Annotated in this window: 15 protein-coding genes; all 15 read left to right on the top strand. The window is 41.8% G+C overall.

The features are described from left to right. The first annotated feature begins 165 nt into the window (after positions 1-165). The 15 genes from aroC (at position 166) to comJ (ending at position 16,382) form a co-directional block, all read left to right on the top strand. On the top strand, positions 166-1,335 hold the full coding sequence (aroC, locus tag ACP8HI_RS11830; RefSeq protein ID WP_438351267.1) for a chorismate synthase: 1,170 nt from the start codon (positions 166-168) through the stop codon (positions 1,333-1,335). 2 nt (positions 1,336-1,337) lie between these two features. Next, the gene (aroB, locus tag ACP8HI_RS11825; RefSeq protein WP_438351266.1) at positions 1,338-2,444 is read left to right on the top strand and encodes a 3-dehydroquinate synthase; all 1,107 of its coding nucleotides are present in this window, start codon (positions 1,338-1,340) and stop codon (positions 2,442-2,444) included. After that, positions 2,437-2,814 (top strand): chorismate mutase, encoded by a 378-nt coding sequence (aroH, locus tag ACP8HI_RS11820; RefSeq protein WP_438351265.1) that lies wholly within the window; start codon positions 2,437-2,439, stop codon positions 2,812-2,814. Before aroB ends, aroH begins: the two co-directional genes overlap by 8 nt. Positions 2,815-3,125: 311 nt before the next feature. Further along, on the top strand, positions 3,126-4,667 hold the full coding sequence (trpE, locus tag ACP8HI_RS11815; protein WP_438351264.1) for an anthranilate synthase component I: 1,542 nt from the start codon (positions 3,126-3,128) through the stop codon (positions 4,665-4,667). Positions 4,668-4,956: 289 nt separating this feature from the next. Continuing rightward, a complete protein-coding gene (gene trpD / locus ACP8HI_RS11810) occupies positions 4,957-5,997 on the top strand; it encodes an anthranilate phosphoribosyltransferase (RefSeq protein WP_438351792.1) in 1,041 nt (346 codons plus the stop codon). Next, positions 5,987-6,796 carry an indole-3-glycerol phosphate synthase TrpC gene (gene trpC, locus ACP8HI_RS11805; RefSeq protein WP_438351263.1) on the top strand — a complete coding sequence of 270 codons (810 nt, stop codon included), beginning with the start codon at positions 5,987-5,989 and terminating at the stop codon, positions 6,794-6,796. Before trpD ends, trpC begins: the two co-directional genes overlap by 11 nt. A gap of 1 nt (position 6,797) precedes the next feature. Next, positions 6,798-7,484 (top strand): phosphoribosylanthranilate isomerase, encoded by a 687-nt coding sequence (locus tag ACP8HI_RS11800; RefSeq protein ID WP_438351262.1) that lies wholly within the window; start codon positions 6,798-6,800, stop codon positions 7,482-7,484. Then, complete coding sequence (trpB, locus tag ACP8HI_RS11795; RefSeq protein ID WP_438351261.1) at positions 7,481-8,677, top strand: tryptophan synthase subunit beta; 1,197 nt, start codon at positions 7,481-7,483, stop codon at positions 8,675-8,677. Before ACP8HI_RS11800 ends, trpB begins: the two co-directional genes overlap by 4 nt. After that, on the top strand, positions 8,674-9,480 hold the full coding sequence (gene trpA / locus ACP8HI_RS11790) for a tryptophan synthase subunit alpha (RefSeq protein ID WP_438351260.1): 807 nt from the start codon (positions 8,674-8,676) through the stop codon (positions 9,478-9,480). Before trpB ends, trpA begins: the two co-directional genes overlap by 4 nt. A 24-nt stretch (positions 9,481-9,504) precedes the next feature. Next, positions 9,505-10,596: a histidinol-phosphate transaminase gene (hisC, locus tag ACP8HI_RS11785; protein ID WP_438351259.1), complete on the top strand. Its 1,092-nt coding sequence runs from the start codon at positions 9,505-9,507 to the stop codon at positions 10,594-10,596. A gap of 37 nt (positions 10,597-10,633) precedes the next feature. Then, the gene (locus tag ACP8HI_RS11780) at positions 10,634-11,731 is read left to right on the top strand and encodes a prephenate dehydrogenase (RefSeq protein ID WP_438351258.1); all 1,098 of its coding nucleotides are present in this window, start codon (positions 10,634-10,636) and stop codon (positions 11,729-11,731) included. A gap of 222 nt (positions 11,732-11,953) precedes the next feature. Further along, complete coding sequence (locus tag ACP8HI_RS11775; protein WP_438351257.1) at positions 11,954-12,619, top strand: GntR family transcriptional regulator; 666 nt, start codon at positions 11,954-11,956, stop codon at positions 12,617-12,619. A 24-nt stretch (positions 12,620-12,643) separates the two neighbouring features. Next, entirely contained in the window at positions 12,644-14,341 is a 1,698-nt protein-coding gene (ilvD, locus tag ACP8HI_RS11770) for a dihydroxy-acid dehydratase (protein WP_438351256.1), read from the top strand. 267 nt (positions 14,342-14,608) lie between these two features. Further along, a complete protein-coding gene (locus tag ACP8HI_RS11765; RefSeq protein WP_438351255.1) occupies positions 14,609-15,850 on the top strand; it encodes an MFS transporter in 1,242 nt (413 codons plus the stop codon). Positions 15,851-15,893: 43 nt separating this feature from the next. Next, the gene (gene comJ, locus ACP8HI_RS11760) at positions 15,894-16,382 is read left to right on the top strand and encodes a competence protein ComJ (RefSeq protein ID WP_438351254.1); all 489 of its coding nucleotides are present in this window, start codon (positions 15,894-15,896) and stop codon (positions 16,380-16,382) included. Positions 16,383-16,466 lie beyond the last annotated feature (84 nt).

Below are 16,466 nucleotides of genomic sequence, written 5' to 3'. Positions count from 1 at the left end.
CATAAGCGTCGTATCCTATGAATGAGAGGAGCGGCGCTTTTTTAGTATGTATTTATGAATGAGGATACCCATTCTTGTCAAAGTCTATGTCCTATACTATAATAAGCAAAGATATTATCGGATTTTAGCCATTTACAGTATGAAAGTATAAAGGGGGAAAACAACATGAGTTTACGCTATTTAACAGCAGGGGAGACTCACGGACCCCAACTCACTGCTATTATTGAAGGTCTGCCGAGTAATTTAACATTGGATTTTGAAGCACTGAATTTTCAACTACTTCGCCGTCAAAAAGGTTATGGACGGGGTAGACGTATGCAAATTGAGAAAGATACCGCTCAAATTGTAGGTGGAGTTCGGCACGGGTATACGACAGGTGCTCCTGTGGCGCTCGTCGTAGCCAATAATGATTGGACCCATTGGCGAAATATTATGAATATAGAGCCTGTTGAAGGTACAGATGAAGAGAAGCGTCGTGTACACCGTCCCCGTCCTGGACATGCGGATCTGAATGGTGGGCTTAAGTATAATCTGAAAGATTTACGGAATGTACTCGAACGTTCCAGTGCAAGAGAGACAACTGTCCGTGTTGCATGTGGGGCGATTGCTCGTCAATTTCTAGCAGAGTTCGGGATTAAGATTGCAGGTCAAGTCATTCGAATTGGAGAGATTGAAGCTCCCCCGAATAACCTAACAATTGATGAATTGATTGAACAGACGGAAGCTTCTTCTGTACGAGTGGTAGATACTGAGACAGAGAAGAAGATGGAAGCCTATATCGATCAGATTAAGGAAGATGGCGATTCTATTGGTGGAATTGTCGAATGTATCGTTGAAGGAGTACCCATTGGTCTAGGTAGTTATGTCCAATACGATCGCAAGTTAGATGCGAGAATTGCTCAAGGGGTCATGTCTATCAATGCATTCAAAGGTGTGGAGATAGGGATTGGATTTGAAGCAGGGATTCTGCGAGGTTCACAAGTTCATGATGAGATTCTATATAACGAGGAGCAAGGCTATCATCGGGCAAGCAACCGACTTGGTGGCTTTGAAGGTGGTATGACGAATGGAATGCCAGTTGTCGTTCGCGGTGTCATGAAGCCTATTCCTACACTGTATAAGCCATTACAAAGCGTTGATATCGATACGAAGGAAGCATTTACTGCTCAAGTTGAGCGTTCAGATGCATGTGCAGTTCCAGCTGCAAGTGTCGTCATGGAGCATGTCGTTGCTTGGGAAATAGCTAAGGCATTCTTGGAGAAATTTGGTGGAGATTCAATGGACGAGATTAAGGTGAATTATAGCAATTATCTTGCTCAATTGGAGAGATACTAAATATGAGAACAGTGAATGTGGATTTGGGTGAACGTTCGTATCCTATCTATATTGGATCTGGTTTGTTAAGTCGCATAGGTCAGTATTTCAAGGACCATAATATATCTACAAAAAGCCCATTAATGATAGTAACAGATGATCATATCGCGCCACATTATTTAGCTAAGGTAGAGGAACTACTAAGTGAAGCTGGTTATGTAACGGTATCCAAAATAGTCAAGGCAGGGGAGACGTCTAAATCTTTAGTCGTCTTTGAAGAAGTCATGACTACCGCTATTGAGGGTGGTCTTGACCGTAACTCGGCTGTTGTAGCACTGGGTGGTGGCGTTGTAGGTGATTTAGCTGGCTTCGTCGCTGCTAGCTATATGCGGGGGGTCAAGTTCATACAGATTCCGACAACCATTCTTGCACATGATAGTAGTGTGGGGGGAAAGGTTGCTGTGAATCATCCGCTTGCCAAGAACATGATTGGAGCCTTTCATCAACCGGAGCTAGTGCTCTATGACTTAGATACATTGCAGACTTTACCAGCACGTGATGTATCTGCAGGGCTGTCTGAGATGTTGAAACATGGACTGATTCTGGATGGAGATTTCGCCAGATGGTGCAGGGAGCATTCTACTGAACTATTGGCACTTGATCCCGAAGCATTAGGATATGGATTAGAACGAGGTTGTTCAATCAAGGCAGATGTCGTATCCCGTGATGAAAGGGAAAATGACTTGCGAGCTATTCTTAACTTGGGTCATACGATTGGGCATGCCATTGAGGCCGTTGCAGGCTACGGTGAATACTTGCATGGAGAAGCTATTTCGATCGGAATGGCAGGATCAGCGTTACTTGCAGTTCGTCTAGGCCGTGATGCTAATATTTATGATGAAACGGTTAGTATGCTTCAATCACTGGGTCTTCCAGTTACGATGGCAGCGCATTTATCTACGGATGACATTATGAATGCCATGAAGCATGACAAGAAATTTAGAGAAGGGCATATGCTCTTTATCATACCTGAGTCGATTGGATCCGTAAGTATTGTGAAGGATATACCAGAACAGCTTGTTCGTGATACCATCGATACTCTTAGAGAAGGAGGGAAAGCTCTTGTATAATCGTGGTATTCGTGGAGCAACGAGTGTTACACAGAATGATGAACAGGAAATACTGCAGGAGACGATGACGCTTCTGCGAGAAATTGTGATTCGCAATGAGATTGAACCGGAAGATATTTGTAGTGTATGGATCACAATGACACATGATTTGGACGCAACATTTCCTGCAAGAGCCATCCGTCAACTGGAGGGATGGGAATTAGTACCTCTAATGTGTTCGGTGGAGATACCTGTTCAGGGGAGTCTACCCCATTGTATTCGGTTTATGATCCAAGTGAATACAGAGAAGAGCCAAAAGGAAATGAAACATGTGTATTTAAATGATGCACGTAAGCTACGACCAGACCTTTCGAGTCAAGGGACTAATTAAATAATTCGTTTACCGGGTTGTCAAAAGTAATTGGAATCATGTATAGTGGTCTTAGTTGAGTAGAGCTTAGTTTAGTTGAGATGAGTATAGTTGAGCAGAGTCCATATGTTATTTATTTCGGTACTGAATCATATTCTGATTCTTGAACCTGTTCCTTAGCATTAGCTATATGGGATAGGAATCTAGGGTTAAAGAATGGATTAGTGACCGGACTCTTTCATATACTTTATGACCAATAAACCTCTACTTTTGTAGAGGTTTTTTCTTATCATTGAGATTAATAAGTGGAATATATTCAGGGAGGGATGGTCATGATGACCCCTAGTTTAGAACAAGTAATTACACTCTCAAATCAATATAATCTTATCCCTGTGGTGAAACGTCTTTTATCTGATATGGAGACACCTATTCGTATATTTCAGAGATATGCTCAGCGAGATCATGCATTTCTCTTGGAGAGTGTAGAGGGCGGAAGTCAGTGGGGGAGGTATTCCTTTATCGGTACCGATCCATTCCTAATGATATCTGGCAAACAAGGTCGTATCGTCCTAGAAAAGGATGGTGTAGAAGAGGTAATGAAGGGCAAACCAGTGGAAGAGCTCAAAGCATTATTACGCTCTTATCGAAGCCCGAAGCTTGAGGAGCTGCCACCATTTACAGGGGGGGCCATCGGATTCTTTGGTTATGATCTGCTTCAATATTATGAGAATTTACCAGCGCATGCCGTTGATGATCTGCATATGGATGACATTCGTTTCATGTTCTGTGATTCTATTATTGTATTTGATCACGTGAAGCAGCAAATTCTATTAGTAGGCAACGTACATGTAAAGGACGGGGATACCGATTCTGACATATCTGAGGCGTACGAAGCTGTTAGTCGTAAGCTAGAAGACGTTGCTGAGCAACTGCAAGAACAAGGCCCACGTGAAAATGTGAATCGGCATAGCATTCCACAGGATGTGGAATTGGGTGATATTAAATCGAATATGACCAAAGAACAGTATATATCGAACGTGGAACAAGCGAAGGAATATATCCGAGCTGGAGATATATTTCAGGTTGTATTGTCCCAGCGCTTTCATATCGAGACAGAAGTATCACCGCTTCATGTATATCGTGTCCTCAGAACATTAAATCCTTCTCCGTATATGTATTATTTAAAAATGGACGAAGAAATTATTGTAGGCACGTCACCTGAAGCACTTGTTAAGGTCGATGGAGGTCGAGTTGAGACTCGCCCCATAGCTGGCACAAGACCTCGGGGGATGACTGATAGCGAAGATCGAGCTTTGGCAGAAGAGCTAATGGCTGATGAGAAGGAACGTGCGGAGCATTTAATGTTAGTCGATCTTGGTCGTAATGATCTGGGAAGAGTATCCCAATTTGGAACCGTGAAATGTGACTCTTTTATGGAGATAGAGAAGTATTCACATGTCATGCATATCGTTTCGAGTGTATCGGGTCAGCTACGTGAAGACAAAGACTTCTTCGATGCCTTTCTGTCTTGCTTACCTGCGGGAACGGTATCAGGAGCACCTAAGCTAAGAGCCATGGAAATTATTGCTGAGTTAGAAAAAGAAGCACGAGGTGCTTATGCTGGTGCCATCGGATATTTGGGATTCTCCGGAAACATGGATTCTTGTATCACGATACGCACATTGATTTTCCGTAAAGGTAAAGCTTATATACAGGCAGGTGCAGGAATTGTGTGGGATTCTGTGCCAGAGAAAGAGTATGAGGAAACGGTTAATAAAGCTAAAGCGTTATTAAAAGCAATTCGTACGGCAGAGTTGATGTTTCCTCCTGTGAAGAAAGATGACGATACGATTAATCAAGATTATTTATACTAATAGTGCAAGTTTAAAAAGTCGACTTTTCAGCACCGAGAAGATTGGATGAAGCAAGGGAGAGAGGAGCGGAGCGTAGGTAGTACCTACGTGAGCACCGGAAAGACCGTCTGAATTCAATCTTCGATGTCGAGTAAGCTTCTTGATATACTTCGTGATCAAAAGATGACTTTTTGAACAACCTCTAATATACACCGTTAGTGACGAGCCCAGGCAAATAAACAATATGGAGATGAGCATAGTGGAGAATAGTGCAGAAAAGTTGAGTGTTGTTGGAAATGATTGTGTTGAAGTGGATCAGACAGCGTTGATTCAATCCAACCTATCAACTCTGATTCAGGGAAATAGCCTTACACGACAAGAGGCGCGTCTAGTGATGCAAAGTATTATGGATGGAGCAGCAACACAGGCGCAAATCGGTGGGTTATTAACAGCGCTTCGCATCAAAGGAGAAACTGTTGAAGAGATTACAGGCTTTGCTGAAGCAATGAGGGGAGCAGGCGCTAGGATGCTGACAGAAAGTGCCCATTTGCTCGACACATGCGGTACAGGTGGATCAGGGATTCACAAATTCAATATATCGACGACTTCTGCGATTATTTCATCTTCTGTATCTGTACGGGTAGCGAAGCATGGCAATCGATCAGCTTCCGGACGTGCTGGAAGTGCGGATGTATTGGAAGCTCTTGGCGTGAACATTAACATTACAGCTGAACAAGCAAAGCGCTGTTTGGATGAGATCGGGATATGTTTCTTGTTCGCTCAAATTTACCACCCATCTATGCGACATGCTGCGGCACCTCGTAAAGAGCTGGGCATACGGACTGTTTTTAACATGTTAGGACCTTTGACCAACCCTGCTGGTGCTGATCGTCAGCTACTAGGAATCTATGATCGGAACATGACGGAGACCATTGCACATGTACTTAAGGAACTTGGATTGAAGCGCGCCATGGTCGTCTCAAGTCTAGATGGATTAGATGAAATTAGCATTTCAGCTCCAACAAAAATATCTGAATTACGAAAAGGCATTGTGACGACTTATGAAATTAATCCGCATGATTTAGGTCTTGAAATGCACTCTCTAGAGAAAGTATTAGGTGGTGATGCGGCTCTGAATGCTGAAATTATCCGATCTGTACTTCAAGGCGATAAGAGTCCTTACCGCGATGTTGTCCTAGCTAATGCTGGAGCTTGTATTTATATATCAGGACTTGCTGATAGTATATTAGAAGGTGTAAAACTTGCTGCAGATGCGATAGACAATGGCAGTGCTTATGATAAATTAAATCAATTGATCCAAATGACAGGAGAAGAGTCCCATGTATCTTGATAAAATAGTACTTACTAAGGTAAAAGAAGTGGAAGAGTTTGCGAAAACTTTTGATTTGTCGATTGCTGAAAGAGATATTGCTGACATGCCGCAGACTAGAGGATTTCAAAGAGCATTGTCCGAAAGAAACCGTAGAGATATGGGGTTAATTGCTGAGGTGAAGAAAGCTTCTCCATCCAAAGGGTTAATTCGTCCAGATTTCGATCCTGTAGAGATTGCGTTAGCCTATGAGAAGGCTGGTGCTGACTGTCTATCTGTATTAACAGATGTGGATTATTTTCAGGGTAGTGGTGAATATTTGAAAGCTGTCCATGCTGCAGTAAAGCTACCTTTGCTACGAAAAGATTTCATTATCGATGAACGGCAGATCTATGAGGCTCGTTTGTTGGGAGCGGATGCCATCCTTCTGATTGCCAGCATATTGGAGCCTGCGCAAATCTCATCATTTATTAAGACAGCTGCTGCGATTGGACTGGATTCTCTCATAGAAGTCCATAGTGCACAGGAACTAGAGAATGTATTACATTTGGATCAAGCGTCATTAATCGGGATCAATAACCGTAATCTTCAAACTTTTGAAACATCTCTTGAGACGACTGCTAAGCTTATCGCCATGATTCCGAAAGGAATTACGATTATCAGTGAGAGTGGAATCTCTAGTACTGAAGATATGGCGTTCTTGACACAAGCGGGTGCAAATGGCGTGCTCATAGGTGAGTATTTCATGCGCCAGAATGATGTTGGGTTGGCTGTGAATGAGTTGATGGGACCTCTCAATAAACAAAAGGAAAGCCTCTAGAATGGGGAATACAGTCGTAAAAATATGTGGACTTCAGGACGTTGAAGTGCTAAAATCGATGTTAAACTTGTCAGTGGATTATGTCGGATTCGTATTCGCAAATAGCCGTAGACAAGTGACTGCCGAACAGGCAGCTGTACTTATACAGCAACTTAAAGATTGGCAGAATGAGACGCGACCTGAAAGTGTAGGGGTATTCGTGAATCCAGAGATGGAGTTTCTAGATAGCGTGATGGCACAAGCTCCCTTGGATGTTATTCAGTTGCATGGGCAAGAAGATGCCGCGTTCTGTCATGAGGTGAAAGATCGATTCGGCGTTAAGGTGTTTAAAGTGATACAAGTGCAAGGTAAAGGAATCGAGAATCGTTCGAACTCCTTCGAACAGCAGATTATTTCAAAAGAGTATGTCGGTGCTATTGATGCGTTATTACTGGACACATTCGACCCAATCTATGGTGGAGGTTCAGGTCACACCTTTTCTTGGGAGCAAATTCCACACTATCAATCGTGGAGTAAGGAACTGGGAATTCCACTTTTTGTAGCAGGGGGTCTACAACCTTCCAACGTGGGTGAATTGGTTACGAAATATCGTCCATATGGGGTTGATGTTTCTAGCGGTGTAGAAAGTAATGGCATGAAGGATATAGAGAAAATGAAAGAATTTGTTGAAAGGGTGAAACAAATATGACGCAAATGCCAGATGAGAACGGTCGTTTCGGTAAATTTGGGGGGCGCTTTGTGCCCGAAACATTGATGAACGCACTTCTAGAATTAGAGGATGCTTATAAACAAAACACAGCAGATCCTAGTTTCCAGGAGGAAATTGATTATTTGTTGAAACAGTATTCAGGTCGTGAGACTCCGCTCTATTATGCGGAAAGACTAAGTCAACATTTGGGTGAAGCTAAAATTTACTTGAAGCGCGAGGATTTAAATCATACAGGCGCTCACAAAATAAATAACGCCATCGCTCAAGGTCTTCTTGCTAAACGTATGGGTAAGAAGAAGGTCATTGCTGAGACCGGTGCTGGGCAACATGGTGTAGCTACTGCTACAGTGGCTGCACTTCTTGGTATGGAATGTAAAGTGTTCATGGGTGAAGAAGATACGAAGCGTCAAGCGTTGAATGTGTTTCGGATGAAACTGCTAGGTGCGGAAGTAATTCCAGTGTCTTCGGGTACACGTACACTCAAGGATGCAGGTAACGAGGCGCTTCGATATTGGGTTAGCAATGTTGAAGATACATTCTATATTCTAGGTTCCGTTGTGGGACCTCATCCATACCCTATGATGGTGCGGAATTTCCAGAGAGTGATCGGGGATGAGACGAGACGTCAGATCCTTGAAAGTGAAGGACGTCTACCGAATGTACTTGTTGCCGCTGTTGGTGGTGGTAGTAATGCCATTGGGATGTTCTATCCTTTTCTTGAAGATACGTCCGTTGCCATGGTTGGAGTGGAAGCTGCTGGAAAAGGTGTTGACACCGATTTTCATGCTGCGACGATGACACTCGGAACACATGGTGTGTTCCAGGGTTCTATGAGTTATTTATTACAAGATGAACATGGACAAGTACAGGAAGCTCATTCTATATCAGCAGGGCTTGATTATCCGGGAGTCGGTCCAGAACATTCATATCTGAAGGATATTGATCGTGTTCAATACGTACCGATCACAGATCAAGAGGCGCTTGATGCGTTGCAACTTCTATGCCGCACGGAAGGAATAATTCCTGCCCTTGAATCTGCACATGCTGTTGCTCAAGTGATCAAGCTTGCACCTACGCTAACGAAGGACGATATTATCGTTATTTGTTTATCTGGTCGAGGTGACAAAGACGTGGAATCCATCATGGCATATACAGGAGGGGTTCAGTCATGAAATTGATGGAACAGACATTTGCGGCATTGAAAAGTCAGAATAAAACCGCGCTCATGCCATTTCTGACCGTAGGTGATCCTGATGTGGAGACGACGGTAGAAATTATTATTCAACTGGAAGCAGCAGGCGCTAATATTATTGAGTTAGGTGTGCCCTATTCAGATCCATTGGCGGATGGTCCCGTCATCCAACGAGCATCACAGCGTGCATTGAAACATGGAGTGACGATTCGTACTTGTATGGAGACGGCTGTGAAGGCACGTGAAGCAGGCGTCAAGATGCCGTTTGTTCTATTCACATATTTCAATCCAGCGTTACAAATGGGATTAGATCTTTTCTTCGAAGAAGTAAAGACACATGAAATTAGTGGATTGATCATTCCAGATCTTCCTATAGAAGAATCTGAGGATATGCGCCGTCGTGCGGATGAAGCGGGAGTTAGTTTTATTCCCTTGGTAGCACCGACATCGCATGAAAGAATTGAGAGAATTGTAGGTAATGCTAGCGGATTTGTGTACTGTGTATCATCTCTAGGAGTGACGGGGGAACGTTCGTCATTTCATCAAGGGGTGGATGAATTTATTCAAACCGTTAGAAAGTATACAGATATTCCCGTTGCCGTTGGTTTCGGTATATCTACACAAGAGCAAGTGGCTCATTTCTCACAAATTTGTGATGGTGTAGTTGTTGGTAGTGCTATCGTTCGTGAAATTGAATCCGTGATTCCTTTATTAAATGATGTTGAAACTAGACAACAAGGACTCTTGCAAATCCGGAATTTTGTGGCACAATTAAAAGCATAATTTAGAGAGAGTGAGGGGGATATTATGAAACCTAAATCCCATATTGTTAACCTACCTGTATATCAACCGGGTAAGCCTATTGAAGAAGTGAAACGTGAACTTGGATTGGATGAGGTCATTAAGCTTGCTTCTAATGAGAATCCTTATGGTTCATCACCTCTAGTTAAGGATGCTATTCTATCCGAGCTTGAGAATATCAGTGTTTACCCAGACGGTGGTGCGGTTAATTTAACAACAGCACTTGGTCAACACTTAGGCGTGAATAATGATCAGATTATATTTGGTTGTGGATCTGATGAGATCATTGCGTTGATTACACGGGCCTTCTTTGTGTCGGGTGACGAGACGATCATGGCAGACCAGACCTTCTCAGTATATAAGAGTAATGCCGACATTGAAGGTGCTGTATGTATCGAAGTGCCATTAAAAGATGGAATCCATGATCTGGATGCTATGCTTGCAGCTGTGAATGAGCGTACGAAGATCATATGGATCTGTAATCCTAACAATCCAACTGGTACCATCGTATCGGGAAGTGCGTTAACAACATTCTTGGACGCTATCCCACCTCATGTGATGATTGTGCTTGATGAAGCGTATTGTGAATTTGTAACGGATTCATCCTACCCAGATGGTATAACTTTATTAGATAAATATCCAAATGTCGTTGTTCTACGCACATTCTCCAAAATATATGGCCTAGCTTCTCTGCGTATCGGATATGGTGTGGGAAATGCTAAGGTGATCAAATTAATCAATCAAGTCCGCGAGCCTTTTAATACGTCACGTATTGCTCAAGCTGCTGCAGTTGCTGCGTTACAAGATCAAGAGTTTGTGGAAAAATGCAAAAAGTTGAATGCCGAAGGAATGGTTTATTTACAAGGGGAATTTGACCGTCTAGGTCTGTCCTATTTACCTGCTCATGGGAATTTCATTATGGTCGATGTTCGTAGACCATCTGGTGATGTATTTCAATCTTTGCTACGCAAAGGGATTATTATCCGTGCCGGACATCAGAAATATCCAAGCTATATCCGAGTGTCTGTAGGTACACCAGAACAGAATACAATGTTTATTCAATCACTAGAGCAGGTACTAGTTCTAGCTTCGGTATAACGTAAAGTGAATCCATGATGAATAGAAGTGAGGAATTATGAACAAGACAAAAGTAGCTATCTTTGGAGTAGGATTAATCGGAGGTTCACTGGCTCTATGTTTTAAAAATAAGCCAGATATCACGGTGGTGGGTCATGCCCACCGCCCAGAATCAATCGACAAGTATATGAGTAAAGGCGTTGTAGACTCAGCGACCTTATCAATAGAAGAAGCGGCTAGAGATGCTGACTTTATATTTCTATGTGTACCTGTCGGTAAATTGGAACAATATTTGACTCAATTAAGTCATTTACCTTTGAAGAAAGGTTGTATTATTACGGATGTGGGTAGCACCAAAGCAAGCATATCCGAAGCAGCCGAGGCATTGCGATTTAAAGACGTGTATTTCATTGGTGGGCATCCAATGGCTGGATCGGAACAATCCGGTGTAGAAGCCGCATCTATCCTTCTATTTGAGAATGCCTATTATGTATTGTGTCCATCAACGAACATTCCAGAGCATGCTGTGGAGACGTTAGAGAAGCTGTTATCCTACACTAGAGCTCATATTGTGAAGGTTGATCCCAAGCTTCATGATGAAATAGTGGGCGCGATTAGCCATTTGCCACATATTATCGCTGTAGCCTTGGTCAACCAAATAAGTGACTATAACGAATCTAATATACTATATCGAAGATTGGCAGCCGGGGGATTTAGAGATATCACACGTATTGCATCTAGCGATCCTGTTATTTGGCGAGATATTCTTCTTAACAACAATGAAGTGATGCTTCGTTTACTTCAAGATTGGAACGAAGGAATATCCAGCTTTATTGACATGCTCACGAATAGTGATGGACAAGGGATCGAAGAGGCATTCCTGAAGGCAAATGCATTCAGGAATGAACTTCCAGAAGGAAGAAAGGGAATGATTACTTCTCTCCTTGATTTATATCTGAATGTACCGGATCATCCTGGAATCATTGGGAAGATCGCTACGGTACTTGGTTCTGAACAAATTAATCTTAGTAACATACAAATTATCGAGAGCAGAGAAGATGTTCCCGGTGTGATGCGCCTATCATTCCGTCAGGAAGAGGATATGGAACGGGCAAGAACGTTGCTACAAGAGCTGGAATATACTGTATTTATGTGATTTTTTAAAGTGGTTACATTAACTTTTGAAACAGTTATTGACAAATGAAAACGGATACATTACAATGAACTTACAGTATGGTTTCTCTCCACTCCTATCCAAATACTTCTGCTCTAACTTGAGCAAAGACCACTTTGAAAAAAGTGGTCTTTTTTTATCCCACTTGACCACTTGATTTTAATACATATATGCGATATATTGCATATATGAGAGGGGGATTACATGCCTATTCCAAGCGATTTCTCATCACCAAGTAGAATGTCTGCCAAAGAACGAGCATACGCACAAATCCAAAGATGGATCATTGATGGAACGCTTCAGCCTAAAGAACAATTAATTGATGCTGAATTAGCAGAGGCATTAGGGGTTAGTAGAACTCCGATTAGGGAGGCCTTGCTCTTACTTGAGGTTCAAGGGTTAGTTGAGGTTCACCCTGGCAAAGCTACAATAGTGAAGGATATAGATAAAGATGATATTCTTAAATTATATCCTGTGTTTGCATCGTTACATGCATTGGCTACTGAAATAACGACGTCGCTGATCCTTCCTGAGCAAATTGAGAAGTTAAAGATGTTAAATGCAAGGTTTGCAGAGTCCATTGAGAATAAACAACCCTATCAAGCGATGGAGATGGATGAACAGTTCCATAATCTCATTGTAGAATTATCAGACAACCTGTATATTTCTTCATTTAGTACAACGATACAGACTCATATTCGCCGATTTAAGTATGTTTTTCTAAAGCAACATGAGACTTCTACGTATTCATCTGTACAGGAACATGCTGCCATTATTGAAGCTATGGAACAAAGTGATCCTATTTCAGCTTCTGCAATCATGAAACAAAACTTGTTAAGACCCATGAATGAACTATATAAATTAATTTAATGATAATGAGGAGCTGAGTGAACGATGGCGGAATACAAAGATTTACGGACACGTAGTAAAGATATAAGTGAAGGTGTCAATCGAATGCCTAACCGGGCCATGCTTCGAGCTGTTGGGTTTACAGATGGGGATTTCAAAAAGCCGATGGTTGGTGTAGCAAGTACATGGAGTGAAGTTACGCCTTGTAATGTACATATCGATGTATTAGCTCGAGATGCCAAAGAGGGTATTAAAGAACATGGCGGAGCTCCTCTCATATTTAATACGGTCACCGTATCTGACGGTATTGCTATGGGTCATGAAGGCATGTTATTTTCATTGCCAAGCCGGGAGGTTATAGCTGACTCCATCGAAGTGGTTACCAATGCAGAACGTTTCGATGGATTGGTCGCTATTGGAGGTTGTGATAAGAATACACCAGCTTGTTTGATGGCGATGGGTAGAATGAATATACCTTCTGTCTATGTCTATGGGGGAACTATTCAACCCGGAAAGTTAGATGGAAATGATGTTGATATTGTTACTGCTTTCGAAGCAGTCGGAGCTTATCATGCAGGCAAAATAAACGAAGAGCAATTACACAAAGTCGAATGCAGTGTATGTCCTGGTGCGGGTGCATGCGGGGGTATGTATACAGCGAATACGATGGCCTCAGCAGCAGAAGCATTAGGCATGACTCTACCGAGTTCTTCATCTACGCCTGCTATTTCATCTGGTAAATCCGTGGAATGTAGAAATGCAGGAGAGGCTGTAATAAATCTTTTGGATAAAAATATTAGACCAAGAGATATCATGACGAAGGAAGCATTTGAGAATGCAATTACGGTAGTTATGGCACTTGGTGGATCAACGAACGCTTTTCTTCATCTAATAGCTATTGCTCATTCTGCTGGAGTCGATCTTACATTGGAAGATTTCGATAGAATTCGGATCAAAGTTCCCCATCTTGCCGACTTAAAGCCGAGTGGGAAATACGTGATGCAGGATCTTAATGATATTGGTGGCGTTCCTGGGGTTATGAAATTATTGTTAGAAGAGGGATTGTTGCATGGTGACTGTATGACGGTTACTGGGAAAACAATAGCTGAGAACTTATCTACCCTACCATCTTTGAAAAAAGATCAACAAGTCATTCGTTCTTTTGACAATCCGCTGAAATCGAGTGGACCGTTAGTTGTTCTAAAAGGAAATCTTGCTCCTGATGGTGCAGTAGCCAAAATGTCAGGATTAAAGAATCTTCGTTTCGAAGGACCAGCTCGAGTCTACAATAGTGAAGATGAGGCAACGGAGGCTATTATAAAAGATCAGATCAACAAAGGGGATGTCGTGATCATCCGTTATGCAGGTCCGAAGGGTGGACCTGGGATGCCGGAAATGCTCTCTCTTACAGCTATGCTTGTAGGTAAAGGATTGGGCGGAGATGTAGCTCTTATTACGGATGGACGCTTCTCCGGTGGTTCGCATGGATTTGTAGTTGGGCATGTTGCTCCAGAAGCACAAGTAGGTGGCCCAATCGCCTTTTTAGAGAACGATGATATCGTCACTATTGATAGCGTAACACAAGAAATAAAATTCAATGTCACGCCAGAACAATTAGAAACAAGGAAGCAGAACTGGATTAAGCCTGCACCAAGGTATACATCAGGGGTATTGGCGAAGTATGCTGCATTAGTATCCTCTGCATCCAAAGGGGCAGTAACGGATTTAGATATTTTGGAATAGAATAGTTGTGGTTCTTTATGAAACAGAAAGCTACTATCTTTTGTAATAAATGAAGAAGGTGAGGTGACCTGGCCATATTTAATGGCTAGGGTCACCTCGCCTTTCTTTGTATTGTATTTACTAAGATGCTAGCCAAATCAACCTCCTTCGCTAATGTAGATGATAAGATTAGCTGGACAATCCGATATTGAAAATAACAATTCACAATGTACGTGGCCTAGTGATAGACTAGAACTTTATTACAACATTAGATTAGGGGATTCATTAATGAGAACTCAACGCAAGAAAATATTCAATAAGAATTATTCCTTGCAATTAGCAACTATATTTATTGGGTTCATTATTTTTGGAATTTCTGAAAATATTAAGGGACCTGCCATTCCACGAATACAGATGAGTTTCAATATTGACGAAATTCAGCTAGGTACGCTTTTATCACTGAATGCATTGGGTTATCTTATTGCATGTTCGTTCACAGCACTATTAACAAGGAAAATAGGTATAAAGTGGGCGAGTATGATTGCTTTCGGATCTATGATTATTTCCGGGATTCTTATTTTTGTTTCACACACCTATGCATTCTTCTCTGCATCTTATTTTTTGATGTACATTGGAAATGGAATGCTCGAGATCGCATTAGCTATACTAGGAGCCCGAATTTTTGTGAAAAATACGGGAATGATGATGAATTTGTCACATTTCTTCTATGGGCTTAGTTCGACGGTGGCACCCTTGATCGCATCTGGATTAATGACGCTAACTATATTCAATCATACATTGGATTGGCGAGGGATGTACCTCGTGATGCTATGTTTATCGGTCATACCTATGATACCAACCTTGATGAGTCGGTTCCCAGGGGACGATTTATTAGAGGAGGATCGAATTCCGTTAAAAGTATTAATGAGAGACCCGGCATTATGGCTATTAGTTGCAATACTCTCTTTCGGAGTGGTATCTGAGTTGGCAGTGGGCGGTTGGTTAGTCAATTTCCTTGAGAAATCTTACGATTGGAATACAACAGCTGCGGCAGGAATGCTATCCACCTTCTTTCTTTTCTTTGCGGGGGCAAGACTCTTTTTAGGACCTGTTACTGATAAAATAGGGTTTAACCTTTCGATCATCATATTATCAGGATTTGCTGGTATTTGTACTTTTATAGCTATCCTGGCAGGCGAACCAGCTGCTATTTTCTTTGCGTTAGCGGGTATTGGTATTGCACCTATATATCCTACGGTTATGGCTTTTATTGCTAAGAGATATCCAACAGGAAGTGATACAGCGATCACCTTTACTGTGACCATGATGGGGGTTGGTAGCGTCATTGGTAATTATCTGATCGGGGCGATTATCAACGTGGTGAAGGATGCATACGGAGTCAATACAGAAATAGGTTTATTACGAGGATTGCAAGCGGGATATGGATTCATTGGATTATGCGCGCTTATATGTTCGGTCGCGGGTATAATACTATACAAGTATTTGAAAAAACGAAATGAGTTAATATAACTCAGATTCAGAGTGCATACATATATATATTAGGAGGCTCGAGATGAAAGAAGAAACTCAAAAGATAAGTCTAAATATATCGCATCATCAGATCCAAATTCGTTCACAAGCCTTTGATGAAAATTTGTGTCAGTGGGGAGATGGCAATGTAGAACAAGGGGCTATCATTCATCCCGGTTATGTTACCTTCGATCCGTTACTCGAGGGTAACTTCGAAGCGGAGATTTGGCTGGTGTTGAACGAACAATTTTCATTAGATCGGTACACACAGAGATGTTTTGTGGTTCCATTTGAAGTGTTGGAGCAGGAAAAGCTGGAGGTCTTATCTGTGGGTACAGTCATACCTATTCAATTGCCTCTTCAAGAGAAGAAAAGATATGACTTATATTATGAAGTTTGTGAAAACGAGAATACTTTTTATAAATTAACCTTTGTTCCAGCTGAGGTGAAAATACTGCCCATGATGATTCAAGATGATGATTGGGGTGGTGAACGTAACCGAAATTTGAAGGAGGGATATGTAAATATATAATTGGTAATATGGGGGAATCTATCATTCAAACTGACTATCAATGTAGTTTATGTTATAATGTTTTAGAAACTGTTGTTAGATTGT

The sequence above is a fragment of the Paenibacillus sp. FA6 genome (genome assembly GCF_051550225.1).
Taxonomy (GTDB): domain Bacteria; phylum Bacillota; class Bacilli; order Paenibacillales; family Paenibacillaceae; genus Paenibacillus_AQ.
This window is presented reverse-complemented; position numbering and strand designations above follow the sequence as displayed.